The organism is Acinetobacter sp. ANC_7503, from assembly GCF_056780035.1.
This window is the reverse complement of sequence record NZ_JBWYJA010000003.1, coordinates 202,547-229,509: the sequence shown is the minus strand read 5'-3', so window position 1 is coordinate 229,509 and position 26,963 is coordinate 202,547. Positions and strand designations below refer to the sequence as shown.

General features: G+C 38.8%; 20 protein-coding genes and 4 tRNA genes. 11 read left to right on the top strand and 13 right to left on the bottom strand.

Features of this window, described 5'->3' with window-relative positions; genetic code table 11:
- The first annotated feature begins 109 nt into the window (after positions 1–109).
- Entirely contained in the window at positions 110–1,180 is a 1,071-nt protein-coding gene (gene purM, locus AC1M9M_RS06245) for a phosphoribosylformylglycinamidine cyclo-ligase (protein ID WP_481595882.1), read from the top strand.
- A gap of 18 nt (positions 1,181–1,198) precedes the next feature.
- Complete coding sequence (gene purN / locus AC1M9M_RS06240; RefSeq protein WP_481595881.1) at positions 1,199–1,828, top strand: phosphoribosylglycinamide formyltransferase; 630 nt, start codon at positions 1,199–1,201, stop codon at positions 1,826–1,828.
- Between the two features lie 15 nt (positions 1,829–1,843).
- Here purN and AC1M9M_RS06235 read toward each other — a convergent pair whose 3' ends face one another.
- Both AC1M9M_RS06235 and sppA read right to left on the bottom strand, forming a co-directional pair.
- On the bottom strand, positions 1,844–2,653 hold the full coding sequence (locus tag AC1M9M_RS06235; protein ID WP_481595880.1) for an alpha/beta fold hydrolase: 810 nt from the start codon (positions 2,651–2,653) through the stop codon (positions 1,844–1,846).
- A complete protein-coding gene (gene sppA / locus AC1M9M_RS06230) occupies positions 2,650–3,663 on the bottom strand; it encodes a signal peptide peptidase SppA (protein ID WP_481595879.1) in 1,014 nt (337 codons plus the stop codon). Before sppA ends, AC1M9M_RS06235 begins: the two co-directional genes overlap by 4 nt.
- A 131-nt stretch (positions 3,664–3,794) precedes the next feature.
- Between sppA and AC1M9M_RS06225 the strand changes: the two genes are divergently transcribed.
- Positions 3,795–4,730: a lysophospholipid acyltransferase family protein gene (locus AC1M9M_RS06225; RefSeq protein ID WP_481588956.1), complete on the top strand. Its 936-nt coding sequence runs from the start codon at positions 3,795–3,797 to the stop codon at positions 4,728–4,730.
- Here AC1M9M_RS06225 and AC1M9M_RS06220 read toward each other — a convergent pair.
- The 3 genes from AC1M9M_RS06220 to AC1M9M_RS06210 form a co-directional block, all read right to left on the bottom strand.
- Positions 4,727–7,216, bottom strand: coding sequence for a DNA internalization-related competence protein ComEC/Rec2 (locus AC1M9M_RS06220; RefSeq protein WP_481595878.1), 2,490 nt, complete (start codon positions 7,214–7,216; stop codon positions 4,727–4,729). The genes AC1M9M_RS06225 and AC1M9M_RS06220 overlap by 4 nt on opposite strands.
- Before the next feature lie 82 nt (positions 7,217–7,298).
- Positions 7,299–7,976, bottom strand: a complete 678-nt coding sequence (gene lolD / locus AC1M9M_RS06215) for a lipoprotein-releasing ABC transporter ATP-binding protein LolD (protein WP_481595877.1) — start codon at positions 7,974–7,976, stop codon at positions 7,299–7,301.
- Positions 7,969–9,204 carry a lipoprotein-releasing ABC transporter permease subunit gene (locus AC1M9M_RS06210; protein ID WP_481591824.1) on the bottom strand — a complete coding sequence of 412 codons (1,236 nt, stop codon included), beginning with the start codon at positions 9,202–9,204 and terminating at the stop codon, positions 7,969–7,971. Before AC1M9M_RS06210 ends, lolD begins: the two co-directional genes overlap by 8 nt.
- A gap of 23 nt (positions 9,205–9,227) precedes the next feature.
- Here AC1M9M_RS06210 and AC1M9M_RS06205 point away from each other — a divergent pair, with 23 nt between their 5' ends.
- The gene (locus AC1M9M_RS06205; protein ID WP_035266851.1) at positions 9,228–9,803 is read left to right on the top strand and encodes a PilZ domain-containing protein; all 576 of its coding nucleotides are present in this window, start codon (positions 9,228–9,230) and stop codon (positions 9,801–9,803) included.
- Between the two features lie 9 nt (positions 9,804–9,812).
- On the opposite strand, the gene AC1M9M_RS06200 is transcribed toward AC1M9M_RS06205, so the two are convergent.
- Positions 9,813–10,721: a DMT family transporter gene (locus AC1M9M_RS06200; protein WP_481588953.1), complete on the bottom strand. Its 909-nt coding sequence runs from the start codon at positions 10,719–10,721 to the stop codon at positions 9,813–9,815.
- A gap of 23 nt (positions 10,722–10,744) precedes the next feature.
- Positions 10,745–11,212 carry a YaiI/YqxD family protein gene (locus AC1M9M_RS06195; protein ID WP_035266848.1) on the bottom strand — a complete coding sequence of 156 codons (468 nt, stop codon included), beginning with the start codon at positions 11,210–11,212 and terminating at the stop codon, positions 10,745–10,747.
- A 269-nt stretch (positions 11,213–11,481) separates the two neighbouring features.
- On the opposite strand from AC1M9M_RS06195, the gene AC1M9M_RS06190 reads away from it, so the two are divergent.
- The 6 genes from AC1M9M_RS06190 to AC1M9M_RS06165 all read left to right on the top strand — a co-directional run bounded on the left by AC1M9M_RS06190 (position 11,482) and on the right by AC1M9M_RS06165 (position 15,150).
- A tRNA-Glu gene (locus AC1M9M_RS06190) sits at positions 11,482–11,557 on the top strand.
- Between the two features lie 108 nt (positions 11,558–11,665).
- Positions 11,666–13,078: an amino acid permease gene (locus tag AC1M9M_RS06185; RefSeq protein ID WP_481588952.1), complete on the top strand. Its 1,413-nt coding sequence runs from the start codon at positions 11,666–11,668 to the stop codon at positions 13,076–13,078.
- Positions 13,079–13,292: 214 nt separating this feature from the next.
- Positions 13,293–13,368, top strand: a tRNA-Glu gene (locus AC1M9M_RS06180).
- A gap of 24 nt (positions 13,369–13,392) precedes the next feature.
- Positions 13,393–13,468: transfer RNA gene (locus tag AC1M9M_RS06175), tRNA-Glu, on the top strand.
- Between the two features lie 45 nt (positions 13,469–13,513).
- A tRNA-Glu gene (locus AC1M9M_RS06170) sits at positions 13,514–13,589 on the top strand.
- Between the two features lie 157 nt (positions 13,590–13,746).
- Positions 13,747–15,150 (top strand): iron-containing redox enzyme family protein, encoded by a 1,404-nt coding sequence (locus AC1M9M_RS06165; RefSeq protein WP_481595876.1) that lies wholly within the window; start codon positions 13,747–13,749, stop codon positions 15,148–15,150.
- Between the two features lie 59 nt (positions 15,151–15,209).
- On the opposite strand, the gene AC1M9M_RS06160 is transcribed toward AC1M9M_RS06165, so the two are convergent.
- The 6 genes from AC1M9M_RS06160 to AC1M9M_RS06135 all read right to left on the bottom strand — a co-directional run bounded on the left by AC1M9M_RS06160 (position 15,210) and on the right by AC1M9M_RS06135 (position 25,307).
- Entirely contained in the window at positions 15,210–16,454 is a 1,245-nt protein-coding gene (locus tag AC1M9M_RS06160; protein ID WP_481595875.1) for an NADH:flavin oxidoreductase/NADH oxidase family protein, read from the bottom strand.
- A gap of 102 nt (positions 16,455–16,556) precedes the next feature.
- Positions 16,557–18,134 carry a dipeptide ABC transporter ATP-binding protein gene (locus AC1M9M_RS06155; RefSeq protein WP_481595874.1) on the bottom strand — a complete coding sequence of 526 codons (1,578 nt, stop codon included), beginning with the start codon at positions 18,132–18,134 and terminating at the stop codon, positions 16,557–16,559.
- Positions 18,112–19,122, bottom strand: coding sequence for an ABC transporter permease (locus tag AC1M9M_RS06150; RefSeq protein WP_481595873.1), 1,011 nt, complete (start codon positions 19,120–19,122; stop codon positions 18,112–18,114). Before AC1M9M_RS06150 ends, AC1M9M_RS06155 begins: the two co-directional genes overlap by 23 nt.
- 3 nt (positions 19,123–19,125) lie before the next feature.
- A complete protein-coding gene (locus AC1M9M_RS06145; RefSeq protein WP_481595872.1) occupies positions 19,126–20,196 on the bottom strand; it encodes a microcin C ABC transporter permease YejB in 1,071 nt (356 codons plus the stop codon).
- 11 nt (positions 20,197–20,207) lie between these two features.
- Positions 20,208–22,061, bottom strand: coding sequence for an extracellular solute-binding protein (locus AC1M9M_RS06140; RefSeq protein WP_481595871.1), 1,854 nt, complete (start codon positions 22,059–22,061; stop codon positions 20,208–20,210).
- Between the two features lie 33 nt (positions 22,062–22,094).
- Positions 22,095–25,307, bottom strand: a complete 3,213-nt coding sequence (locus AC1M9M_RS06135; protein WP_481595870.1) for a LysM peptidoglycan-binding domain-containing protein — start codon at positions 25,305–25,307, stop codon at positions 22,095–22,097.
- 215 nt (positions 25,308–25,522) lie between these two features.
- Between AC1M9M_RS06135 and dnaQ the strand changes: the two genes are divergently transcribed.
- A complete protein-coding gene (dnaQ, locus tag AC1M9M_RS06130; RefSeq protein WP_481595869.1) occupies positions 25,523–26,962 on the top strand; it encodes a DNA polymerase III subunit epsilon in 1,440 nt (479 codons plus the stop codon).
- Position 26,963 lies beyond the last annotated feature (1 nt).

Below are 26,963 nucleotides of genomic sequence, written 5' to 3'. Positions count from 1 at the left end.
CGTTATGTAAAGGAAAATATTTTAGTAAAGATAACATTTTAGTGCATAAATAACATAAGAGTTTCGTATATTCAGGTTATAATCCCCGCGCGAATGCGGAGACTTCAATATGAGCAACTCAACTTCTACCCCAAACACTGGTTTAAGCTACAAAGATGCAGGTGTCGACATTGAGGCGGGCGACGCGTTAGTCGATCGTATCAAATCTGTCGCTAAACGCACGACTCGTCCTGAAGTAATGGGCGGTCTTGGTGGCTTCGGTGCACTTTGTAAAATTCCTAAAGGTTATGAAGAACCTGTTCTCGTATCTGGCACAGACGGTGTTGGTACAAAATTACGTTTAGCATTGAATTTAAAACGTCATGACACAATTGGTCAGGATTTGGTTGCAATGTGTGTGAACGATTTACTTGTCTGTGGTGCTGAACCACTCTTCTTCCTTGATTACTACGCAACTGGTCACCTCAATGTTGATGTCGCAGCAAATGTAGTGACAGGTATCGGTCAAGGTTGTGAGCTTGCTGGATGTGCGTTGGTCGGTGGTGAAACTGCTGAAATGCCAGGCATGTATGAAGGTGAAGATTACGATTTAGCTGGTTTCTGTGTAGGTGTTGTAGAACAAAGTAAAATTATTGATGGCTCTAAAGTTAAAGCTGGTGATGTATTAGTTGGTGTTGCTTCAAGCGGCGCACACTCTAACGGCTACTCTCTTCTTCGTAAAATTTTAGATGTAAAAAATGTTGATTTAACTCAAATTGTTGATGGTCGTCCACTTGCTGATGTTGCAATGGAGCCAACTCGTATCTACGTTAAACCTATTTTAGAGCTTCTCAAACAGGTTGATGTTCACGCGATGGCACACATCACAGGTGGCGGTTTACCAGGTAACTTACCTCGCGTATTACCAAATGGTGCCCAAGCTGTAGTAAACGAATCTTCTTGGGAATGGCCTGAGCTGTTCAAACTTCTTCAACGTGAAGGTGGTGTAGAACAATTTGAAATGTACCGCACATTCAACTGTGGCGTAGGTATGGTTCTAGTTGTTGATGCTGCTGAAGCTGATAAAACAGTTGAAATCTTAAATCAACTCGGCGAAAAAGCATGGACAATGGGCCACATTGTTGACAATGCTGAATCTGTCGAAGGTGCAGACGAAAAAATTCGTGTGATCTTCGCTTAATCAGTTTATTGTTAAAACATGATTAAAATTGCTGTTTTAGTATCAGGTAACGGATCAAACCTACAAGCATTAATCGATGCAAACCTTTCAGGTCAAATCGTCGGTGTGATCTCGAATAAACCTGCTGCTTACGCACTTGAGCGTGCTGCTCATGCCAACATTGCAACTGCAGTGATTGAACATAAAAACTTCCCAGATCGTGAAGCATTTGATGATGTTATGCACCAGCAACTGCTCGACTGGGAAGCTGATCTTGTGGTTTTAGCGGGGTTTATGCGCATTTTAAGTGCTAAGTTCGTTAAAGCATGGGAGGGTAAAATGATCAATATCCACCCCTCTCTGCTGCCAAATTACAAAGGAATGCATACACATCAACGTGTATTGAATACTGGTGATCTATGGCATGGTTGCACAGTACATTATGTCACTGCAGAACTAGATGCAGGTCAAGCACTTGCTCAAGGCGTACTCAAAGTTTCTCACCATGATAATGTTGCATCTTTAGCAGATCGTGTACATCAACTTGAACATTTAATTTATCCTCAAGTTGTAGAATGGATTTGTAATCAAACCATTCAAGTCACATCCGAAGGCGTGCACTATAAAAATCAAATTTTGAAAGATCCAATACAGTTCTGTCATATTTGATTTAAAAAACGCAGCTTAGGCTGCGTTTTTTAGTGGCGTCAAAATAGTTTTTAAATGTGCAGCCAATTGCTCAGGATGTTCGAGTGGGAACATGTGTCCACCTTCAAAAATACTAAAAGGCACACCAAACTTTTTCCTCACTTTATGAGGGAATTTACGTGCTAAGAATGGACCTTCAGAAGCAACAATTAATTGACTTGAAACTTTGAGCTTAGGTTGAGGCAGCCACCACAATGAAGGATTGGTTCTAAAAATATCCACTTCAATAGATTTTGGAATCGCCAATTCAACGCCGCCACGCGTTGGATCTTCAACTAATGCAAATTGAATATAGTCATTAAAACATTGCTCATCAAATGCTGCATATAATGCTTTGGGTCGAAGTAATGTTGCAGCTTGCTCTCGGCTATCCCAATGATCACGTCGACGTTTAGACAATGCCGCTGGCGACATTTGATCCACTGCTTTTAACTTCAAAGACTTTGCAATATGCATAACAAATGATTCCACCCCCATAATGAGAGGTGGATCGAGAAGAATAGTTTGACTAAAAAGTTCTGGGCATTTCAACGCAGCTTTGAACGTCAAAACTCCTCCTAAGGAGTGCCCGATACCAATCACTTTACGACCATGGGATTTCTGAACAATATTATCAATCACTTGCTGTGTCATACTTTCCCAGTGTTGATCTACAGGATAACGTTGATCAACACCAAGATTGGTCGTATAAATCACATCGAATTGATCAGACAAAGCATCAAAAAATTTTTGATAAACTTTCGATGGAACCCCGTTGGCATGAGCAAAATGGATCAATGGTTTCATTGGATTCGATTCACCTGCTCAGATTGAATCTGCTTGGAAATTGAAGAAGCAAAACCTTGACCAATTTCACTTCCAAGTCGTCCAAGCACAGAATCAAAGGGGCTACGTTGAATAGTATAATCTACCGTTTTTTCGACTTTTAATTCGCGTTTCAGTGTGTGAATACTGCCAATCCGATCTGCAATACCGAGCTTCACAGCCTGCTCACCAGTCCAAAACAAACCTGAAAATATAGCAGGGTCTTGCAATTTCAATTTATTGCCACGACCTTTTTTGACTGCATCAATAAAATGTTGATGAACATTATCCAATACACCTTGTACGTGTGCACGTTGTGCAGGATCAACTGGTTGTGTCATCGACAATAATGCTTTGTTCTCACCTGAAGTCATGGTGCGATCTTCAACGCCAAGTTTTTGCATCAAACCACTCACTCCATAGTTTGGCATAATGACACCAATTGAGCCGACTAAACTTGATGGATTAACAATAATTTCATCCGCAGCAGACGCAATGTAATATGCACCTGAAGCACCTGTGTCACCAATTAATGCATAAAGTTTTTTATCTTTATAAACCGACTTTAAATATTGGATCTCTTGCCAAATTTCATCAGACTGAACTGGAGATCCACCCGGAGAGTTAATATTTAAAACAACAGCTTGCGATTGCTTGCTTTCAAATGCTTTTTTCAAACCTTTGATCGTATCTGCACTATTCACACTTTGCTGGTCTGCAGCAATCGTTCCTACAATATCGACTGTAGCAATATGCTGTGATGACACCGCACTATCAGTGGAAGTCGTTGAACAACTTTTCCCCATGACCAAAACTATAAACAACAGATATGCGAAAGTAAGAAATTTAAAAAAGATTCCCCAACGTCTTGCACGTCTCTGTTCTTCTACAGATGCGAGAACAGCTTTTTCTAAAATTTGCCATTCTTTTCCGTTCGGTTGGTTATTTGGTTTTTGATTTTCATTTTGTGGTTCAGGCGGCCAAGCGGACATACATACCATCCAAATTAAATTTAAGCTGACATTATATACAAGGAATGAGGTCAAACTATTTATCAGTCAAGATTTAACATATAATAAACCCAAATCACAATATTCTATGAACTTACCAAATTTTGAATCTAATGCCTGAAACCAAAACATCGACCACAACCCGCCTGTTAAATTTCTTCAGTCGCCGTCCGATTCGTTTTTCTCGTTTTTTTGCAAAAATGCTTGCAGGGCTGATTAATACGCTAAAAATTACAAAAACTACGAACACCATCCGCCTCAATATCGACATTTGCTTACCACATCTTTCTGATGAAGAAAAACATTTAGTGACTCGTGCAGCGGTAAGAAACGAACTTCAATCTTATATGGAATTTTTTAGTATTTGGGGAAGCTCAAACGAAACCAATATTTCACGAATACGCCATGTCACGGGTGCTGAATATTTTCATGAAGCAATGGCTGAAAAGAAAGGGATTATTTTACTCGCACCACATTTTGGTACATGGGAAGTCATGAATGCGTGGTTCGCACAATATACCAAGATGACCATCATGTATAAACCCATCAAGAATGAAGAAGCAGATCAATTTGTGCGCCAGGCTCGTAGTCGAGAACAAGCAACTTTAGTCCCTACAGATGAGAGTGGTATAAGACAAATTTTTAAAGCCCTTAAATTAGGGGGGACAACTGTGATTCTTCCAGATCACAATCCTAAACACGGTGGTGAAATGATCGATTATTTCGGCATACCACTCGAGTCCAGTAATTTAAGTGCCAAACTCATCCAAAAAACTAAAGCCAAAGGCCTTTTGGTCTATGCAATTCGCAATGAAACTGAAGATTTTGATGTATTTATTGAACCAATGGATGCTTCGATTTATGAAGGCACTCCCGCTGATGGAACGTTAGTAATTCACCGTGCAATAGAAAGCCTGATTCATCGTTATCCTGAACATGCTCATTGGAGCTACAAACGTTTCCGTGCAAATCCTGATCTACATAACATTTATCGTATCCCTGCAGAACAAGCCAGAGCAAAAATAGAACAAGTCAGAAAAGCAAGTTAATCTATGGGGATATTCCGAGTTAACCACGCTTTTTGATCTCGATGATATCGAAATTGTACATCTCCGTTTTTATCGAAGGTCATTCGAATGCTGCCCTTCGATTGGGTATCAAGTAGCGGAATATTAAGCGCTTTTAAACGCTCTTTGACAACAGGATGTGGATGATTATAGCGGTTATCAAAACCAGCCGATGCAATGGCAATTTTAGGTTTGGTATTTTTTAAAAAGTCGTAAGATGAACTATGTCGACTGCCATGGTGTCCTAAGATTAAAATATCTACTCTAAGTTCAGGATACTGCTTTAAAATACGATACTCTGTCTCCCACCCTGCATCCCCCATAATCAGAATATGCTTAAAATCGTTAGCATAGGGTAATGTCAGATACATTACGCACGAAAGCTCATTACGATTTTGACTGACAAAATTTAATTGTGATTCAACTGGTGAAAGAAATTGTATATTGATCTTACCCAATTGTACCTGTTGATGCTGTCGACAATAATCAAATTCAACATACTGAAACCTATCATCTTTTTCATTTGAGATAACTTGATCAATTTGTATATGTTTTCCAATAGTGCGGTATGCTCCAGCATGATCTTGATCAAGATGACTGATAAAAACTTGATCTAATTTTGATATGCCACGTTGAATTAAGAAAGGGACAACTACATTTTCTCCGATACTAAATGTATTCTCATCAAAGCTCCCGCCTGTATCAACTAAAGCAGTTTTCCCTGATGACTGTAAGAGTATGGACTGCCCCTGCCCTATGTCCAAAATTTCAATGATATCGTATCCATCATCACGTTTAGGCATCAGCAATGCCACACCTAATACGGGTATCCATAATCGAGGGATTACATTCTTTGGCATAAAGAACATGAATACTGCCAAAGCGAGCAAAAACATTTGTGCTTTCGTTAACGCTACCCATTTCAATGGATTGTCTAATATTGCTCCCAGCTTAGTCAGTAGCACCAAAAGAACCGATATCAATACATCAGCCAGATGAAATAAAAATTGACCAACAAAAGGAATAAAGCTGAGACAATAGCCCAGTACTTCCAATGGCACGATCAAGGTACCAATCATTGGAACAGCAACTAAATTAGCAAATGGCGCAAATAAAGAAATCTGTTGAAATATCAGTAGAGTGAGTGGTATCAGTGCAATAAATATTTTCCATTGGGATTGCAAAAGTATTTTAAGATACATTTTTGCTTTATCTATAAAACGATGCTTATTGATTAAAGCAGTGTTTTGCTGTTCATGAACGATCGTTTGGTATACACGAATCAAAATCAAACATGCGCCGTACGAAAGCCAAAATGCAGCAGATAAAATACTAAAAGGGTCTAAATAGAGCATTAAGCTTGCACTGATAAGTAATAGTACAAAAGGCTTAATCTTAAATTTAAATAAAATAGCGATACTAATTAGACAAACTGACAATGTAGTTCTTAGTGCAGGAATTTCGAGCCCTGAAAAAAAACTATAAATAATTACCCCACATACGAAAGGGATTAAAAGTAAATATGTTTTGGGAACTTTTAGAAAAATATGAGGACGAAAAATTGATACAAGATACCCCATGAACCGCGATAATAAGCCAGCAAAAATTAGAACATGTGGACCTGAAATAGCCAATAAATGCGTAATGCCTAGTTTTTTAAATAATTCTTCTTGTTGCTCCGTCAGTAGACTCTTATCACCTGTGAGTAACGCGACTAGCAAACCCTTATTCCTGAATACTCCCTGTTCGATATCATCCCTAAAAGCTAAACGTGCTTTTTCAATGCTCAGGCTCAATCGTACGATAAGGCTCCGATGCACATCGGTTGAAGATAAATAACCTTCAGAATATAACACCGCTTCACTTACAGGTACGATCCAATCTACACGCATTGTTCCAGCTATATTTTGCTGCAACAACCATTTCTCTTGATCAAAGACTCCATCTACTGCATAACTATGTGCGGGTCTTAATTTTCCCGTAACTTTATAATAGCGCCCTAGTTCTAATGTCGTATCAAGTTTTGACTCTCGCAAATATAATAATAGCGTTTGAGATTGTCCTTGCTTCTTGTCGATCACTTGCGCACGCTGCTGTATTGATCGACCTTCCTGATCCATTTTCAGCTGATTAATTTTATTGATATAGACAACTATTTCTTTTTCTTCAATATATTGAACACGTTTCTCTAAACGATCGTGTAAGGCTGTTTTTGCATGTTGATGCCCCAAAACAAATGTGATCAGACAAATTCCCGTTAGCACAAGCATTCTTGATGATGACTGGACAATACTTGAGGTGTGAGGATAAATGAATCGATCAGGTTGCCTCATTAATCGTACAAAGTAACCCATGATCAAAATGATACTTGCCATGCCCAGCAAGAGAGTTGAATATTCAACTTCACCCTGAAAGCTGATCGTAGCAACACCAATAATCCAACAGATGAGAATAAATATTAAAAACATCTAACTTTTATGTTTATTTTTCTTAAATAGATTAAAGCCCACCTAAGTGGGCTTTAACAAGACTGTTAATCTGATTTTGAGCCTATACCCACAATCCATCTTGCATATGCAAAATCTTATCAGCAGTTTGTGCGAGCTGTTCATCATGGGTCACGATGAGCATTGACATATTAAATTCTTTACGCAGATCGGAAAGCAATTCAAAAATTGTGACGGCAGTTTTACGATCTAAATTTCCAGTAGGCTCATCTGCCATCATCAATTTAGGTTGAGCCACTAAAGCCCGTGCAAGCGCAACGCGTTGTCGCTCACCGCCAGATAACTCACCTGGTTTATGCGTTAAACGATGTGATAAACCCACTTTATTCAACAAATATTCTGCACGTTCTTTTACTTCTTTAAAAGTTGCATCTTTACGTAACATCAGCGGCATTGATACATTTTCTAAAGCCGTAAACTCAGGAAGTAAATGGTGAAATTGATACACAAATCCGAGGTGTTCATTACGTAGGAAACCGCGTTCAGCTTCGCCTAAAGTGTCAAAACGCTGACCATTAAGCATCACCACACCTTCGGACGGACGATCAAGCCCCCCTAATACATGTAACAGCGTACTCTTACCCGAACCACTTGATCCAACAATTGAAACAAATTGTCCTTGCTCAACAACTAAATCCAATCCCTTAATCACTTCAACAGTTGATTTACCATCTGTAAAATGTTTATGAATATTTTTGGCTTCTAAGACAATATTACTCATAGCGTAAAGCCTCTGCTGGTTGAACTTTGGCAGCACGCAGCGCTGGATAAATTGTTGCAAGGAAACTTAGCGCTAGTGATAAGCTAACAATCACCACCACATCTTGCCAACGTAGATACGATGGTAAATAGTTAATGAAATATGCATCGAACAAATTTAGTCCAAAAGCAGTGTTCAACCAGCCAATAAATCCACTAATGCTCGTTGCAAAGATGATACCTAGTGCTGCTCCTGCCAGTGTTCCTACAACACCAATCACCGTACCCTGTACCATAAAAATCTTAGTGATCGTTGCTGGTGAAGCACCTAAGGTTCTTAAAATAGCAATGTCAGATTTTTTATCAGTAACCACCATCACCAATGAAGATACAATATTAAATGCTGCAACCAAGACGATGAGGAAAAGTAAAAGGCTAACCATTGCTTTTTCCATCTGAATGGCACTAAAGAGATTGCCGTGCGTATAAGTCCAATTTGATGGATAGAAATTGCCTCGTAAATCCATAACAACTTCTTCAGCGACTTGTGGTGCTTTGAAGATATCATCTAGCTTCATACGGATACCTTGTGCACCATCCGGCAGTCTCAACAGTGTCGAAGCATCATTTAGCGCGATGTAACCCATCATCGAGTCCACTTCCGCACCAATACTAAAAATACCGACAATTTTAAAACGTTTAAATCTTGGAACAACGCCAGCGGGTGATGGTGTCGCTTCAGGTAATACCAATGTTACATTGTCATTGAGACTTAAACCTAAAGCATCCGTCATCTGCTTGCCCAAAACAATCCCGAACTCACCTTTCTTTAATGAGTTGATGTCGCCTTGAACCATATGATTTTGAATAATAGATACATTTTTTTCATAGTCAGGCTCAATACCTGTGACCATTATCCCTGCAACCTGTCCTTGGGCTGTTAACATCCCCTGCAACTGTGTAAAAGGTGCAACACCCGTCACATGTTCATGTTGGTCTATTTTCTTTGCAAGCTCAGGCCAGTCTGTTAGAATTTGTGTAGAGGAAACAGTCGCTTGAGGTACCATTCCCAAGACACGGTTTTTTAATTCACGATCGAAACCGTTCATTACAGATAACACAGTAATGAGAACAGCGACGCCCAAAGTCAGACCGATCATGGAAACTAAAGCAATAAAAGAAATAAAGTGATTACTTCGCCGTGCGCGAGTGTATCTCAACCCTATATACAGCGAGATCGGTTTAAACATACCATCTAGTCCGAGGTGTTTTAATGGAAAATCTTCAGCATCAAAGTGGCAATATTGAAAGACGCGTCATGTCACGTATTGATGCTGCCTTAAGAATAAATTATCAGATCATCACTAAAGATGTCGCTTTGAATGATCCCTATGATTCAAATTTTGTACTACCGCGCTATTTTCTCTTACTTGCAGAATTAGATCAATTTGATCATGCGCTTATGTACGAATTAGAACAATTAAATCAAAAAGATCAACAAATTGCTCGGATATTATCCTTATTTAATCAAAAATTAAACCTCATTACGGGCTCACTTTACGACTCTATTGTACAAACCATGTTACCAGTACCTACTCAAGTCAATTTGTCTGAAACGGGTTTTAGTTTTTATGCTGAGCAACATATCCCTGAACAAACCTATATACACATCACATTGAGTCACCCTGAAAATGATTTTCATATCGCTGCAACTGCACAAGTTGTCTACAGCAATCAAGAAGAAAATGGGCTGTTTAGAACCGGTGCATATTTTCTAACGTTACATCCCCAAGACAAAGTAAAGTTAACAGAAGCCTTGAAGCATTTAAAAAACTCACAGAATCGCTGAGCATCCAACTTAAGGCTTTAATACTTTTTGTTTAAATTTCTGATTCGCTTCTATATCACGATAAAAATACATAAACAATCCCAGAAGTAGGATCATTGCTCCCAGTATCATACCTAGCGTTAATTTCTCATGATTAAATGCAGCGCCTACACCAAGTGCTAGAACTGGAGTCATTACATTTGTCAGTGACAATGTCGTCGGTTGGATTTTTTTGACCAAATAGAAATAACAAAACATAGCCACTAATGAAGCCATAACAACAGAATATATGATCGCAAGTAATGACTTCATTGAAGGTAATTCAGTAGGTAAATATTTCCATATAAATGGCACAATTAAACATGCAACAAAGGTAGAAACAAGTATTGAACCTGTCGCCTGTGCCATCGGTGCTACATCAGCATTTATTTTTTTTACCCAAAAAATTGACATTGCGTATGAAAAAACGCTAAGCAACATTAAACCAATTCCAATGGGATGGATATGTTGTGATGATCCAGTAAAACTGATCACTACGAGCCCAGTAATCGCGACGATCATTCCTAACCATTGCAGCTTATGCAAATCTTGTTGAAAGATAAATTTTCCAATAAGCCCTGCCATAATTGGTGCTAATCCAAACATCAGTGCAATCATGCCAGAACTTAGATAATCAGTAGCTACATAAGTAAAAAATTGTGAACCAATCAAGCTAAATGAACCAGCAAAATAACTATGCAATGCAATTGAATTTAAAGGAAATTTTACCTTTAAAACAATGAGAAGCAATGCCGCGATAGGCAGTGCCAAGCCTAATCGAATCACCAATGCCCACATTAAATAAATATCTTCTACACTCCACACAATCGCAAGTGGAGTTGTTGCCCAGATGATGACCAATAAGGCATAAATGAGCATAAGTTTAGATTTTTCTGGCATGTGAACTCGATTGATAAGATAAATCAGGCAGTTTTTCTTTTTTGTTTTTGAATCGTTTGATCCAAAGCACTTGAAAATTCACGCTTATCTCTTTCTGAAATTGGCGGTGGTCCACCGGTTTGAACTCCAGCCCCTCTCAAAGTTTCCATAAAATCACGCAAATGTAATCGTGCCTTAATATTAGCTTCTGTCCAAATTTCACCACGTGGATGAATTGCAACGCCACCCTTTTCGATGACTTGAGCTGCTAGAGGAATATCCTGCGTCATGACAATATCATGTTCTTTCATACGTTCGATAATTTCTTTATCAGCTTGATCTGCTCCACTCATCACCTGTATTGAATTAATACGAACAGAAGGAGTTATTCCTACATTTTGATTGGCGACAAAAGTTACTTCAAGTTGATAACGATCAGAAGCTCTTAAAATGACTTCACGCAAAATTTTAGGTAATGCATCAGCATCGACCCAGAGTTTAAATGGCAACACGCCTCTTTCCTTCGTTGTCTTACCACGTCATCTTATCAAATTTTACAGATGGCTGGTTTGATATGATGAATATAAAGCGGATCGTTTTTTATAGTGAGGACCTTCTCTCCATGTTATTTAAATACATGAAAAATCTTATTGTTGTCAGTTTAATCAAAATTAAAACTAATTGATTGTTTTTGCTTAATGTATGAACGATTAAAACTTTTTTTGATACGAAGCTTTTGACAATTGAAATGTCTATCCTTAATATACAAGCACCTCGCAACGTCCCTATCGTCTAGAGGCCTAGGACATCGCCCTTTCACGGCGGTAACCGGGGTTCGAATCCCCGTAGGGACGCCATTATCGTTTCATACGATCACTCAATATTCAAAATTACTATTATTTCATTGAAGAATTGTAGTTTTTCACTACAATAACTCGCTTCATTTGTTTCGAATTTTCAATCCTATGCACTCATCTCCGAATGATGCTTCGCATCAGGGCAATTCTGCGCCTTTACAACGCGCTATGAGTACTCGACATCTGGTTATGATTTCGCTTGGCGGCGCAATCGGTACTGGACTTTTCTTAGGTTCGGGTGAAGTCATTGCACAAACGGGGCCTATAGGTGCCATTATTTCTTATATCCTTGGCGGGATTATCGCCTACATGGTTATGCTGTGTTTAGGTGAGCTTGCCGTTCATATGCCTGAGTCTGGTTCGTTTGGTGCTTATGCCAAAAGATATATTGGACCAGGAACAGGCTATACCATCACTTGGTTATATTGGTTAACTTGGTCGGTTACATTAGGAACTGAGTTTACAGCCGCCGCCCTCCTCATGCAGGAATGGTTCCCAGATAGTTCCATGTGGATGTGGACTATAGTCTTTGGTGTATTCGTATTTGTTTTAAATATGATTTCCACAAAATGGTTCGCAGAATCTGAATTTTGGCTGGCATTAGTTAAAGTTATTACTGTTGTTGCATTTATTCTCTTAGGCCTACTCGCAATTTTTGGTGTAATTGGCTATCAAGGTTACGAAACGGCGCCTTTATTTAGCAATTTAACTGCACAAGGTTGGTTCCCTGAAGGTCTATTCCCAATTTTTGCTACGATGCTTATCGTAAACTTCGCATTCTCTGGAACAGAATTAATTGGGGTTGCTGCTGGTGAAACTAAAGACCCAGCTAAAAATGTTCCTAAAGCGATTAATACAGCGATTTTTCGTCTGTTGATTTTCTTCGTAGGTACAATCATTGTAGTAACGTCACTTCTTCCACATCAAGAAGCTGGCTTAGCTGCTGAAGGTGTGAGTAGCTCTCCATTTGTGACTGTTTTCCAGCATATTGGTATTCCCTATGCAGAAGATATCATCCGTTTTGTAATTATTACCGCTTTATTATCAGCTGCTAACTCTGGTTTGTTTGCTGCGTCACGCATGATGTGGTCTTTATCTTACAAAAAGCAGCTCCCTGCAGTATTTTCTAGAGTGAATGCACGTGGTATCCCCTATGTTGCAGTGATCGTGACAATGATCGGTGGGTTACCAGGCTTATTGTCAGAACAATTCGCACCTGAGACTATTTTTACCAATTTATTAGGTATTGCTGCTTTTACAATGGTCGTTGTGTGGATGAGTATTTGTTTAAGCCAATTTAATTTCAGACGCGATTGGTATAAGCAAGGGCGCAAAAAAGAAGAGCTGGGCTTTGCTGCTCCATTATTTCCAATTGTCCCAATCTTAGGTTTTGTGTTCTGTTTTATCACATGCTTAAGTATGGTATTTGATCCAAGTATGCGTATTAGCTTTTTCGGGTGTTTAGCGTTCATTGCTGTATGCTATGCCAGTTATTACCTGTTTTATCACGATAAATCTTGATTTTGAAATAGCGACTTCGGTCGCTATTTTTTTGCTTAGACAGTTCCTATTTTCCAAATGCTTTTCTAATATTTCTTGGAAATTTGATCTAAATTTAGCCTTTAAATTCAATATTGTTTTATTTTCATACGAACACACCATTTTTTTAATTTTTTTGCTGAAATGCGTTTGACACCCCCCTATTTTCACCCTATTATACGCCCACCTCTGAAACGTCCCTATCGTCTAGAGGCCTAGGACATCGCCCTTTCACGGCGGTAACCGGGGTTCGAATCCCCGTAGGGACGCCAATTTTCAGAAGTAGATTTTATTAAGTCCCTATCGTCTAGAGGCCTAGGACATCGCCCTTTCACGGCGGTAACCGGGGTTCGAATCCCCGTAGGGACGCCATTAATTTCAATTGAAATAACATGGTTTAAAATATATTTCTGCACTGTCCCTATCGTCTAGAGGCCTAGGACATCGCCCTTTCACGGCGGTAACCGGGGTTCGAATCCCCGTAGGGACGCCATATTCTAGATGATACATCTCATAAAAAAGCCCAAGCATTTAAGACTTGGGCTTTTTTTTATAACTTAGTCACCCTAAAAATCGAACACAAAATAAACAACATTATCATCTTTGCAGGTTATGGTGGTTTAAACCCTTAATAACGCTTGGAGAAGATGATGTTGGACAACACCGTACTTAATCCCCTAGCATCCCCATCACAATTAAATACAATTAGTCCTAAAACAAATAAAGACTGGGTTGAGTTTTTTTTAGACCCTAAAGTGAGTCGTGAATGTAAAACAGAATATGCTGAAACCTATGTTCTTTCACTATTCGATCAACTCAATACGACTCATTTATCGTGGATTGATCAGGTAGACCAAGTTAGGCAACATATACAACACGAACATGATCAAACTTGTTCTAAATTTCAAAGTTATCTAGATCAACGAAAATCAGGCCTTGGGCGTGACTACTTTCCAACCATCTCTCATGCTTTAGAATTTTTATATAAAGTTGCTCCAGTTAAATATGTAGATGGCTCCTGGCTATATTCATCTCTTACGCACCCCTCTCTGTTTGAAAGCAAAGATCTAAGCTATATCTACTTAGAAGAACTTGGCTTGGGAGATGCTAAAGCAAATCATGTTTGCATGTATCAAAGCTTACTGCGACATTTCGAGCTTGAACCGTACATTAATTATTTAGATGATATTTATTTCGAACAAGCCGCTGTTCAACTTGCTCTCGCATATGTACCACATGATTTATTTCCACTGGTAATTGGATTTAACTTGGGTTATGAACAATTACCACTACACCTGTTAATCACCAATTATGAGTTAGCAGAACTTGGAATTGATCCTCATTATTTTAATGTTCATATTACAATTGATAATGCACACAATGGACATGCTGAAAAATCAATAGAGGCATTTATTGATCATTATCATCAAGCTCAAGATAAATCAAAATATCTTGAATTGGTTAAAATGGGTTTCCAAATGAATGATCTTGGCTTGAGCTCAACAAATATCATCCAAGAAATTGATCTGACTCAAAGCGTTTATCAACTTCTGCAAAGAAAAGCAGTTGTCGGTCAACATATCCATAACCAAAAATGTCAATTCAGTGGCAAGTCTATTAATGAGTGGCTCGCTCAACCTCAATTAATATCTGAATTTGTTCAAATCTTAATTGATAAACAATGGATTATTAAAAACAGACCTGTCGAAGAAAGTCGTTTTTGGAAACTTATTCACGATAGTGATGGCAAAATGTTTGGTGTATTTAATGCAACTGAGAAAATGCTGATCAAAGACTGGATTCAAGGGGAATCATTAACTATTCGTTTAAAAAGAATGCCTGTAACAGGAGATCAAAACTGGCTCTCAAAATACAATAATCAACATGAACTTGAACAGATCAAACATCAATGTCATTCATTAGATGATACAAACGATAAACTCACATTATTAATTCCATATCTATCACCTTACTATCATCCACGAGCGATCGGATTATGGGCAACCCAAGAAGTTTCTAAGATACTTTTCCCTTTTCAAACGCTTGCGCTTTAGTTCTAAGTCGCCTCATAAAATAAGGAGCCATCAAGGCTCCTTATATATATTGATTCACACTATGCAGATTTTCTTGAATTAACTTTACCTTGAATGATAGCCTTCACATTTCCTTTTGCATAATTCAGAAAAACTTTTAAAGGTGAAAGTTTTGGATTAGGTTGATTACCCTCACCAATCGCTTTGAATTGTGCCGCATACCAAATAATTTCCATAATTGCCATTTTATCAATAAATGGAATTCCTGTTTTAATTGGTTTTACTGCATACCTAACATCGTGTCCTGCAATCAAACGATCAGTTAAATCCGTTTCTACAGCGAGCGGGCGTGCAATTCCAATAAAGTCACATGCACCACTTTCTAAAGCATCATTCATCCCTTTAACGGTTCTGAATCCACCTGTAACCATCAGTCTGCATTTTACTTCTTTACGTATTTTCTCTGCGAAATCTAAAAAGTAAGCCTCACGTGCAATGGTACTTGCTTTACGCTGTTCAGCTTTAGCACCTGCCATTGCGGGCGCTTCATACGTACCGCCTGAAATTTCAATTAAATCGATTCCTGCATCATCAATAGCTTTAAATACTTGAATCACTTCTTCTTCAGTAATTCCACCTCGTTGAAAATCTGCGGAATTCAATTTCACTGAAACGATAAAATTATCAGATGTTGCAGCTCGAACAGCTTTATAAATTTCTAATAAAAAACGCATACGATTTTCAATGCTCCCACCCCATTGATCATTACGTTTATTGGTCAGTGGCGATAGAAATTCACTTATTAAATATCCATGAGCACCGTGTAATTGAACACCTTCAAAGCCCGCTTTTTCGCAAATCGCTGCAGAGGTTGCAAACCTTTGGATTAAATCTAGGATTTCCTCATGCTCGAGAGCCCGTGGAGTAGCAAAGGTAGTAGCCAACATAGCACTAAATGGAACAGCAGACGGTGCAACAGTTTCTTTATTTAAGCCTTTAGGACACTGTCTGCCCGGATGAGACAATTGAACAAGCTGGACCATACCATAACGTTTACCTAGGTCAGCCCATGCCTTTAATTTAGGTAAATCTCGCTCATTTTCGACCACGACGACACCAGGCTCATTCTTCGCACGTAGATCAACCATTACATTTCCTGTGATTGAACCCCCTAAACCTCCTCTTGCCCAAGCTTCATACAAGCCTGTGTGCAAATGATTTGGTTCACCAGCAGTATTCGCTAGAGCTTCACTCATTGCGCCTTTAATAATGCGATTTTTGAAAGTTGTATTGCGAATTTGAATCGGCTCAGCAATTTTACTCATCTTGAAGTTCTCAATTTTGTGCTTATCTAAACCTAAAACCAATTAGGCGTGACTTCCCTGAATTTCAGTCTAGAATTGACAATCCTTCTTGTCAAATAACTTTTATAAACTACTTTGTATAAGATGTTGCGTATAAGCATGAATCGGTGCACGGAATAAACGTTCTGTCTCTTGAATTTCTATAACTTTTGCATCTTTCATCACTATAACTCGATGGCATAACGCTTTCACAATTTTCAGATCATGACTAATAAAGATGTAACTGATCCCTGTTCTCTGCTGTATATCTTGAAGTAATTTCACCAATTTTATTTGTGTATTACGATCTAATGCAGATGTTGGCTCATCCAGAATGAGTAATTGAGGTTTCAGAATAAGTGCTCTGGCCAGCGATACTCTTTGTCGCTGGCCACCCGACATTTGATGAGGATAACGATCAAGAAATTCTTTTGTGAGATTAACCTCTTCAAGGGCTTGGATCGCGAGTTTTAATTTTTCACTCTTTCTCAATTTTTTTAATCTTAACCCTTCAGTTAATAATGACAAAACATTCATTCTTGGGTTGAGACTCGAAAAAGGATCTTGAAAAACGATTTGAAAATCTTTTCGATGCGCTCTAAGTTGCTTGTCAGACAATTGATTGAGATTGATACGATTTAATTCAATGGTACCTATTGACTCTATGAGTCGTGCAAGCGCGAGTGCAGCACTGGTCTTTCCAGATCCACTTTCACCTACAATACCAAGCGACTCTCCTTGTTTAAGCTGAAAACATAAATCTTCCACCGCTATAAATTGAGTTTTAAATACATTCAGAAAATTCAGCTTAGGTGGATACCGCACTCGAAGATGTTCAGTATTTAAAAGTTCTTTGGCCTGTTCACTGATGGGTGAAATCGAATCAAACTGCTGATTAAGGAGCAGTCGAGTATATTCATGGCGAGGCTGCAGGAATATTTGAGAGACATCACCCTGTTCAACTGTGACACCTTTAGACAAAACCAATACCTGATCAGCATATTGTTGCACCAACCTTAAATCATGACTAACCAAAACTAAGGCCATATTTTTTTGATGTGCTTGGTCTTTAATTAAATTTAAAATTTGTTTCTGTAGTGATACATCAAGGGCTGTTGTTGGTTCATCTGCAATTAAAATTTCAGGTTCTGAAATCAGAGCTGTTGCGATCATCACCCTTTGACGCTGCCCACCAGACAACTGATGTGGATATCGCTTGAGGATGTCTGATGAGTTCCCCAACCCTACATCACAAAGCACTTCTTCTATTTTTTTTCGAATGTCTTTCTTCTTAAACCCCTTCGACCATAATGGTTCTGAAATAATTTTTTCAACGGTATGTAATGGATTAAGCGCTGTCATTGGCTCTTGAAATATCATCGCGATCTTATTGCCACGTATTAAGCGCAACTGATCTTCGTGTTTTAGACGCAGATCTTCATTTTGAAATATGATTTCACCACTTAAGTCTAGAGCGCGATCTTGAAGACCTAGAAGACTTAGACAAGCTAAAGATTTTCCTGAACCACTTTCACCAACAATGGCTACTGTCTCACCCGCCTTTAGCTTAAAAGACAAATCAGTTAAGATTTTTTGTTCATTCAACTGTATATTGAGCTTGTTGACTTCAAGTATTGGTTTAGCCTCTTGGATCAAATGCATCTCGAGCAGCCTCTCCAATATAAATAAGAATAGATAACACAACTGCTAGACTAAAAAATCCAGATAAAACCAACCACGGTGCTGATAGATTATTCTTACCCTGCAATAAAATTTCACCAATTGAAGCTGTATCAGGTGGCAAACCATAGCCCAGAAAATCTAATGCTGTAAGTGCGGTAATATTAGCGGTAAGAATGAAAGGAAGCTGTGAGAGTGACGAACTTATAGCATTGGGTAAAATATGTTTGATAATAATTTGACTATCTGTAGCACCGAGTGATCTCGCAGCTCGCACATAGTCCAAATTTCTGGCTTTCAGAAACTCTGCACGAACAAGACCAACTAACGCAGTCCAACCAAACATCAGCATAATTAAAAACAGCCAATATACGCTTGGTGTAAACATGCTCACTAAGATCATCACAATAAATAACATTGGTAGACCACCCCACACCTCTAACAGCCTTTGACCGATCAGATCCAACCAACCGCCAAAGTAGCCTTGGACAGCACCAATGGTAATTCCTATGAATGCAGATCCAATAGTAAGTGCAATGCCGAACAGCAAAGAGATACGAATACCATATATTAATCTCGCCAAGACATCACGACCTTGATCATCTGTGCCTAACCAATTCACGGAGGTCGGTGGAGATGGTACAGCTTCTGCCAATTCATAATTAGGTGTTTGATATGAAAATGGGATGATAGGCCAAATCTGCCATCCATGCTCATTAATCAATTCTTGAACAGCTGGATCTTTATAATCAGACTCAGTCTCAAAGACACCACCGAATGTTGTTTCAGGATAAGGCTTAAAAATTGGGAAATAAATTTCTTCTTTATAATAAATAAGTATTGGTTTTTCGTTGGCAATAAACTCTGCCCCCAAGGATAAAATAAAGATCGCGATAAATAAAATGAAGCTGAAGTATCCGAGTCGATGTGACTTAAATTTTGAAATTCGTTGATCGAAAAGTGGAGACATTTTTTATGCTCCTTGACGATCAAAATTGATTCTTGGATCAATCAATTGATATAGAACATCACTGAGTAATCTCAAAATTAGACCGACCAACGTAAAGATAAACAATGTTCCAAAAATTACAGGATAATCACGCTGCTGAATTGCCTCAAATCCGAGCAATCCCAAACCATCAAGATTAAATATAATTTCTACAAATAGATTGCCAACAAAAAAAATTCCGATCAGTGCTTCAGGTAATCCTGCTATAACGATCAACATGGCGTTACGGAAAACATGATTGTATAAAACGCGTGGCTCGGTCAGACCTTTAGCACGAGCTGCCGTCACATATTGTTTATTTAATTCTTCCATAAAAGAGTATTTTGTTAGATATGTGAGGGTCGCAAATCCACCTAATATAATAGTAAGGACAGGCAATGTAAGATGCCAAAAATAATCTTTTACTTTATCAATGAAGCTGAGTTCAGCGAAATTCTCAGAGACCAATCCTTGTAATGGAAACCATTGCAAATACGATCCCCCCGAAAAAATCATAATAAGCAGAATAGCAAATACAAAAATTGGCACTGCATAACCTACGGCCAATACTAGGGAGGTCGTTTGATCAAACAGACCGCCATGTTTATTCGCTTTTCTAATCCCTAGAGGAATGGCGATACTGTAGATCAGTAAGGTACTCCATAAGCCAAGGGAGATCGTGACTGGCATTTTTTCCAAAATTAATGTTGTTACTGATTTATTTTTAAAAAAGCTCGTTCCAAAATCGAGTTGAAAATATCCTTTTAGCATTAGAAAAAAGCGCTCATGCACAGGGCGGTCAAATCCATATTGCGCTTTGATCTGCTCGACCATTTCAGGACTGAGTCCTCGTGTACCCTGATAATGACTCTGGACTTCATTGATATGAGATGTCGAACCAGACACAACACCAATGCCTTGAAACTGTTCAGCTCTCTGTATTGCCTGTTCTACAGGTCCACCAGGAGCAATTTGAACGACGGCGAAATTGATCAGCATTATCAAAAATAAAGTGGGAATGATCAGCAAAAGTCGTTTAAGTATATAAAGACCCATAAATTTAACCTTTAACGTGAGCCTTTACTTCGACCAAGATAAGCAGACACTTTGCGAGCTTGCTGTTGATCTACCCACCAATAATCTTCACCAACAGCGAGTTTGGGTTTAATCTGTGGTTGTTTATACATATTCCAATACGCATACCATTCACGATCATTTCCATAAGTAAGTATCTGATAATATCCTGCACGTAATAAACGATCCAAGATACGTGTATTTAATATTAATTTTTCACGATTAGGCGCATGGATAATACGTTGTATAATTCCATCTATAACGCTATTTTTTACACCAGAAAAATTATAATTTCCCTCTTCATTTGCAGCATGACTGCTCCAAAATTGCGCTTGCTCATTCCCAGGATTAAGCGATTGCGGCATCACCATCGTGGTTAAATCAAAATCATATTGACGCATCCGCTGTAAATATTGAGGCATATCGACTTGCCGAATCGAAACCTGAATACCCAATTTTTTTAAATTTCGAATATAAGGCATGAGCGTCCGTTGTAAGCCTTCTTGATGAAGAAGCAATTCTAATTGAATTGGTTTTCCATCACGCGCATGCAAACTACCATTTTTAAATGAATACCCCTGCTCAATTAAAATTTTCCGAGCAGTGAGTAAGCCTTTACGATTGTAGCCTGTACCATCAGTGATGGGATATTTCCACGCTTTTAATACCCCTTCTCGTTGTAAAGGATGCAACCGAGATAAATAAGGTTTTAATATTGTTAACTCTTTTGGACTTGGGACTGACTTTGCTTCGAGCTCACTAAACTGAAAATGACTTTGTAAACGTTGATATTGTTGATAAAACAATGCTTTATTTTGCCATTCAAAGTCATAAGCATAGGTCATTGCTTGTCTAAAATAGATATCGTTTAGCGGTTTTTTTCGTGTGTTAAAAACGATACTTTGTGTCGGAGCAGGATTTTTTAAAGCTACACTATATTTTTTAACCAACCCTGAGTTAAATGCTGGAAAGTTGTATTCCGTCTTCCATTTACGAGCAAATTTCTCTTGGTGAAATGTATATTGTCCAGCTTTAAATCCTTCAAATGCAATGTCCGAACTACGGTAATAAACATATTTAATTTGATCAAAATTATAACGACCACGATTTACAAGCAAATCCTTAGCCCAATAATGGGGATTACGCTGATAGGTAATACTACGACCAGCATCAAGATTTTTAATTGTATATGGCCCTGATCCTAAAATGGGTTTGAGTGTTGCTCGACTAAAATCTTTAGATTGCCAATCCTTTTTAGAAAAAATGGGCATCTGTGAAAGTATTGCTGGCATTTCAGTATTACTTTCTGATTTAAATACCATTTTTACGGCATGTTTAGACAGAACCTGAATTTTATCTAAATCAGACAAATACATCTGTAAACCGGGATTGGTTTTTGTTAAATACATTTCAAACGTGAATTTGACATCCTCAGCAAGTACAGGAGATCCATCACTAAATCGAGCACGTGGATTTAAATGAAAAATCACAAATTTTGTTCGGCTTGGATCAAACTGAATTTTCTCAGCCAAAAGTGGATAAAACACATTTGGTTCATCTAATGACTTGGAAAATAGCGTATCGAACAAGTAATTTGTACCTTCAACCCAACTTCCTTGCCCATTCATACCGTTTAGATTATCAAATGTCCCATCAGCCGCTTTCACCAACTTTCCACCCTTTGGTGCGTCTGGGTTGGCATATGGCATCGCATCTAAATTCAGATATTTCGGTTTTGACTGTAAAGCAATATAAGGCGTCGTTTGAAGATTTGCCCATGCACTGATATGAATGGGCAAGAAGAGGAAAATAAACTTTGCTTTTGACAAAGTTGATGAAATGCACATCTCGATATGAAATTCCTGATTGCTTAAGCAGACTTAAGAATGTGGAACTTTAATCGTAGCACCAATCTGTAAAGGTGTGTTTGGTTTCAAACCATTCATTTCTGCAAGCTGATCAATGTCTATACCAAATCGATTCGCAATTCTGTACAGGGAATCACCACTACGGACTTTATAATCTGTGACCACTTTAGGAACTTGAATAATTTGACCTCTTTGCAATCCAGCACGTAGGTTCAACTTATTTAGATCTGCAAGTTCTTTTGCAGTCATATCAAATCGTGTAGCAATAACATGGAGAGACTCACCTGATTTGACAGCATAATCCTCTGTATCACGCGATTTTGATTGACGGACTGGTGTTTTTTCAGTACTCGTAGCCGCCTTTTCAACATCGCGACTTACTTTTAATTTTTGACCAATTTGAAGGACTGATCTCGCATTTAGATCATTCAGCGTAAGTAATGATTGAAGCGGCATATCATATTGTCGCGCAATACTTGCTAAGGTCTCTCCACTCTTCACAGTGTGAGACTCTACTTTCTCAGCAGCCGAATTATTTCGTGTCGAACTCTGCTTAGTTGAAGCTTTATTTTCATCTTCTTTCAAATTCAGCTTTTGCCCAACTTGCAATCCTGCATTCGTTCGCAAGCCATTCATTTCTGCTAACTGTGCGACAGAAAGATTATATTTGCTCGCAATGGCATTCAGGCTATCACCTGATTGAACAACATATTGCTCTGGTACTTTAGATCCCACTGGTACTTTAATGGTTTGACCAACCATCAATCCTTTTTCAATATCCAAATTATTCAGTGTCGCCAACTCAACAACGGTTAACTTATTCGCATTTGCAATGTTGTACAACGTATCTCCTCGTTGTACGCGGTAAGTTTCAGTCTGAATTTCAGGTACAGTTTTAGCATTACTCGCGCGAGTTGTTGATGAAGCTGTAGCAGATTGCACTTCTTCTAAAGGAACATTAATTTTTTGACCCGCGTACAGGCTACTATCAGCTTTCAGTCCTGAGCTTAATGACGCTAACTCTTGAGTCGAAAGTCCGTATCGATCAGCGATTAACTTTAAGTATTCGCCACGTTTAACCGTATAAGATTTCGTTTGAACCTTTGTTACCGCTTGTTCTGTTTTGCTTGATTTAGATGCTTGAGACTGGATTAGATTTAACTTCTGCCCAACCAGTAAATTACTATTGATAGTTAGACCATTCAATTCAGCCAATTGTTGGACACTCAAATCAAACTGGTTTGCAACACTAGTCAGACTATCATTTGCTTTTACAATATAACTTGCTGGCTTTATATCCGTTTTCTGAGCAGATGCTACTGGTTTAGCATCGTAGAGATATAGAGTCGCACCTACATATAAGGTTGCATTTGGATCTACTTGGTTCCATTTTGCAATATCTCTCCAACTTACGCCGTTTTTCATTGCAATAATTGCTAGCGTGTCACCAGGGAGTACCGTATACGTACTACGCTTACCCTTAGGTGGTTCTACAACCACTTCACTTTCAGTTTTCTTAAATGCCTTACCTTGATTAAGCTGGGCTTCCTCAGAAGTAGGCAATGTACTTTCTGCCACAGATTTAGGATAAGCAAAGCCAACTTTAACTTCTGAACCTTGTCCTGCTGCCACAGATTGACTTGTTTGAATCGCAGTTAATTTAATCTTGCCATCCAACGGATCGACAATCTCAGTACCTTGAGGTGCAATGGCGCTAATCTCTCTAACGACTTCCGCTTTTTCTGCTTCAGTGGCCTGTGGTTCAATGACCGAGGCAATAATTTGATCAGAACTCGTAGTTGTTGTAGTTTTTTCAGGTGCAATTGAAGCTAAGATTTTGGCTTTTTCTTCAGCAGTGATTTCGGGTTCGACACGTACAGGTTTAACATTTTGCGCCGGTGTAACAGCAACAGGTATACGAGGTGCGCTTGGCACCACTGCCGAAGCAGCAAAAGCTGCCAATGCATCAGAACCAGAAGGAGTCCTACCCTTCGAAGTTGAAATTGTTGTAGAAACTGAAGCTGTTTGAGTATTATTAACTGGCTTCACTGTTTGAGTTGCCAATACGGAAGCATTTGAAGCTTTTGGTGTATTTACTGTCGTTGTAATTGTGGTTGCTGGCGTAGATGTAGAAACAGGGCTTGAAGCGCTCGTCCATAGACCTGTACTGCTTGGTTTGAGTGCTTTCAGTTTACGATCAATATTTGGATTTAAATCTGCTGGAATTAAAATTCGCTGTGGACTTTGAGGATCAATGATATCACCACGATGCCCTGGATTCAGTTGATAAAGTTCTGCACGACTTAAGCCTGTCAGAGAAGCAATTTCGTTTAAACTCGCACCTGCTGGAACTGGAACTTCTCTAAAGTGAGGACGATTCGCAATTGGTGGTAATCTGACGCCATACTTTTCAGGGGATTTGATAATCTGTGCAACCGCAAGGAAACGTGGAACATAGTTCATTGTCTCTTGAGGCAAACGTAATGACCAATAATCTGTAGGCAAGCCAGCAGCCTTATTACGGTTAATCGCTTGTTGAATACGTCCAGGACCAGCGTTATAAGCCGCTAAAGCTAATTCCCATGAACCGAATTGGTTATATAAACTTCCTAAAAACTCGTAGGCTGCACGTGTAGACTCAACTACATCACGACGTCCATCATACAAATTGGTCTGTCTTAATCCATAAATACGACCTGTACTTGGGATGAATTGCCACATCCCTGCAGCTGCCGCTGAACTCGTTGCAGCTGGATCATAGGAACTCTCAATGACGGGAAGTAAAGCAAGTTCAGTGGGTAATCCACGGCGCTCTGCTTCCTTTACAGTATGATAAAGATAACGAGAAGCTCGAGCGGATAAACGATCCAGATAAGGCTGACGCGTAATAAACCAACTTCTTTGAGCATCAATCCGTGGATCCCACTTTGTTTCATCCATTTTAAAACCAACGGTCATACGTTTCCAAACATCGCCGTGTTTTAAAATAAGTAAACGATCACCTTCAACTGCACGCATATCAGTTGCAGATAAAAGATCTTCAAGTGAATCTAAGCTACTGGCATCTAACATGCCGAGTTGATTCGACTTTTGCGTCTTTGCAGAAGTGGGACTCGCTGTACAGCCAGTCATTACGCCTAATCCGGTTACTGCGGAAGTAATTACTGAAATTTTAAATAAAAAAGTTGCAGATGGCTGCCACACTGCGGTGGTTGTTTTAGACATACAAATTCCGAAAGACGCATAGTAAATTTATTGTATATAAGCCATTTTAGAGGAGCTCGTTGTTCAGGCAAGTCTCTTCTTGATGAGTAATTGCTTATAAATGTTACAAGACATTAAAAAATATCCAGTTATCGCACTGATGTTTCGCATTTACGTATACAATAAAATTTCCGAACTTGATGTTCAACACTTTATTCGATTGATTGGTTCAAACTATGTCTGAAATAACACTTTATGTTGATGGCGCATGTCGTGGTAATCCTGGGCTAGGTGGCTGGGGTGCTTACATCATCACTAAGGATACAGAACATAAAATATGTGGTGGTGAACCAGACACGACCAATAATCGTATGGAGTTAACCGCTGCAATCGAAGGAATCAAATTTTGTCCTGTTGATACAAAGCTTATCATTTGGACAGACTCAAACTATGTAAAACGCGGTATTACTGAATGGATCAGTGGTTGGAAAAAGAAAAATTGGAAAGACGTAAAAAATCCTGATTTATGGCAAACTTTGGATCAAGTTTGTCAAGGTCGAGACATTGAATGGAACTGGATTAAAGGTCATGCAGGACATCCAGGCAATGAAATGGCAGATCAGTTAGCTAATCAAGGCGCTGACCAAACGGCTGAACAATTAAAAAATTCCCTGCAAGCGAATGATAAAAAAAAACAGTCTGAAGATTGGTTGCTCAATGATCCGTTTGGTTTAGATCTCAATGATCAAGATGAAGAAGTCGAAGAAGAAGTGGAAATTGATTTAGCACAAAATGATGATCAAGCTAAATACCGCACGGACGAAGTCACCTCAAACTCCTCAGATATTATTAAGGATATTATTAAGACAGTTGATGCACAGGACTTAGGTTCTGAATCTGTAGATCAAAGCGTTCCTCAGTTAGCTGAAAAATCGCATCCACATATTGTGGTCACGCCTGCTCGTTTAAATTTACAAGGACCACGCCAACTGATTTTAGATACGGAAACTACAGGTTTTTATTATCAAGATACAGACCGTATTATCGAGGTGGGTGCGATTGAAATGATCAATCGTAAACTGACAGGAAGTTCAATTCACATTTATATCAATCCCAAAAAACCAGTCGGTGAATCTGAAGCAATTCACGGTATTTCTGATGATTTTTTGAAAGATAAACCTATATTTGAAGAAATCGCTGCTGAACTGTACAAGTACTTAAAAGGTGCAGAAATTATCGCACACAACGCAACTTTCGATATGAACTTCTTAGATATGGAGTTCAAACGTGCTGGCTTTGGTACGCTTTCAGAAGTCTGCACAGTGACTGATACACTTGCAATGGCAAAAGCGAAACATCCAGGTCAAAAGAACTCATTGGATGCATTAGTGAAGCGCTACGAAGTTCCACAGCGTGATCGTACCTTCCACGGTGCTTTACTGGATGCAGAAATTCTGTCAGATGTTTATTTAGCCATGACAGGTGGTCAAGTTTCATTTGATATCGATGCACTCTCAGCGCATGATCATCATTCTGAAACTGGACAAAATCAGTACCAAAAAATTGAGGTAGATTTACCAATCATTTATGCTTCTGATGAGGAATTAGCAGCACACCAAAAATGGATCGAAGATTACCAAGAAAAAAATGGCGAGCCGTGCTTATTTGCTAAATAAT

Coding starts and splice junctions, on each gene's coding strand:
- sppA (WP_481595879.1), bottom strand. CDS start 3,663: ATGTCCGCTTGGCCGCCTGAACCACAAAATGAAAATCAAAAACCAAAT.
- dnaQ (WP_481595869.1), top strand. CDS start 25,523: ATGTCTGAAATAACACTTTATGTTGATGGCGCATGTCGTGGTAATCCT.
- AC1M9M_RS06145 (WP_481595872.1), bottom strand. CDS start 20,196: ATGGGTCTTTATATACTTAAACGACTTTTGCTGATCATTCCCACTTTA.
- purN (WP_481595881.1), top strand. CDS start 1,199: ATGATTAAAATTGCTGTTTTAGTATCAGGTAACGGATCAAACCTACAA.
- AC1M9M_RS06155 (WP_481595874.1), bottom strand. CDS start 18,134: ATGCATTTGATCCAAGAGGCTAAACCAATACTTGAAGTCAACAAGCTC.
- AC1M9M_RS06165 (WP_481595876.1), top strand. CDS start 13,747: ATGTTGGACAACACCGTACTTAATCCCCTAGCATCCCCATCACAATTA.
- AC1M9M_RS06220 (WP_481595878.1), bottom strand. CDS start 7,216: ATGTTTTTAATATTTATTCTCATCTGTTGGATTATTGGTGTTGCTACG.
- AC1M9M_RS06160 (WP_481595875.1), bottom strand. CDS start 16,454: ATGAGTAAAATTGCTGAGCCGATTCAAATTCGCAATACAACTTTCAAA.
- AC1M9M_RS06185 (WP_481588952.1), top strand. CDS start 11,666: ATGCACTCATCTCCGAATGATGCTTCGCATCAGGGCAATTCTGCGCCT.
- AC1M9M_RS06150 (WP_481595873.1), bottom strand. CDS start 19,122: ATGTCTCCACTTTTCGATCAACGAATTTCAAAATTTAAGTCACATCGA.
- AC1M9M_RS06210 (WP_481591824.1), bottom strand. CDS start 9,204: ATGTTTAAACCGATCTCGCTGTATATAGGGTTGAGATACACTCGCGCA.
- AC1M9M_RS06140 (WP_481595871.1), bottom strand. CDS start 22,061: ATGTGCATTTCATCAACTTTGTCAAAAGCAAAGTTTATTTTCCTCTTC.
- purM (WP_481595882.1), top strand. CDS start 110: ATGAGCAACTCAACTTCTACCCCAAACACTGGTTTAAGCTACAAAGAT.
- AC1M9M_RS06205 (WP_035266851.1), top strand. CDS start 9,228: ATGGAAAATCTTCAGCATCAAAGTGGCAATATTGAAAGACGCGTCATG.
- AC1M9M_RS06225 (WP_481588956.1), top strand. CDS start 3,795: ATGCCTGAAACCAAAACATCGACCACAACCCGCCTGTTAAATTTCTTC.
- lolD (WP_481595877.1), bottom strand. CDS start 7,976: ATGAGTAATATTGTCTTAGAAGCCAAAAATATTCATAAACATTTTACA.
- AC1M9M_RS06135 (WP_481595870.1), bottom strand. CDS start 25,307: ATGTCTAAAACAACCACCGCAGTGTGGCAGCCATCTGCAACTTTTTTA.
- AC1M9M_RS06235 (WP_481595880.1), bottom strand. CDS start 2,653: ATGAAACCATTGATCCATTTTGCTCATGCCAACGGGGTTCCATCGAAA.
- AC1M9M_RS06200 (WP_481588953.1), bottom strand. CDS start 10,721: ATGCCAGAAAAATCTAAACTTATGCTCATTTATGCCTTATTGGTCATC.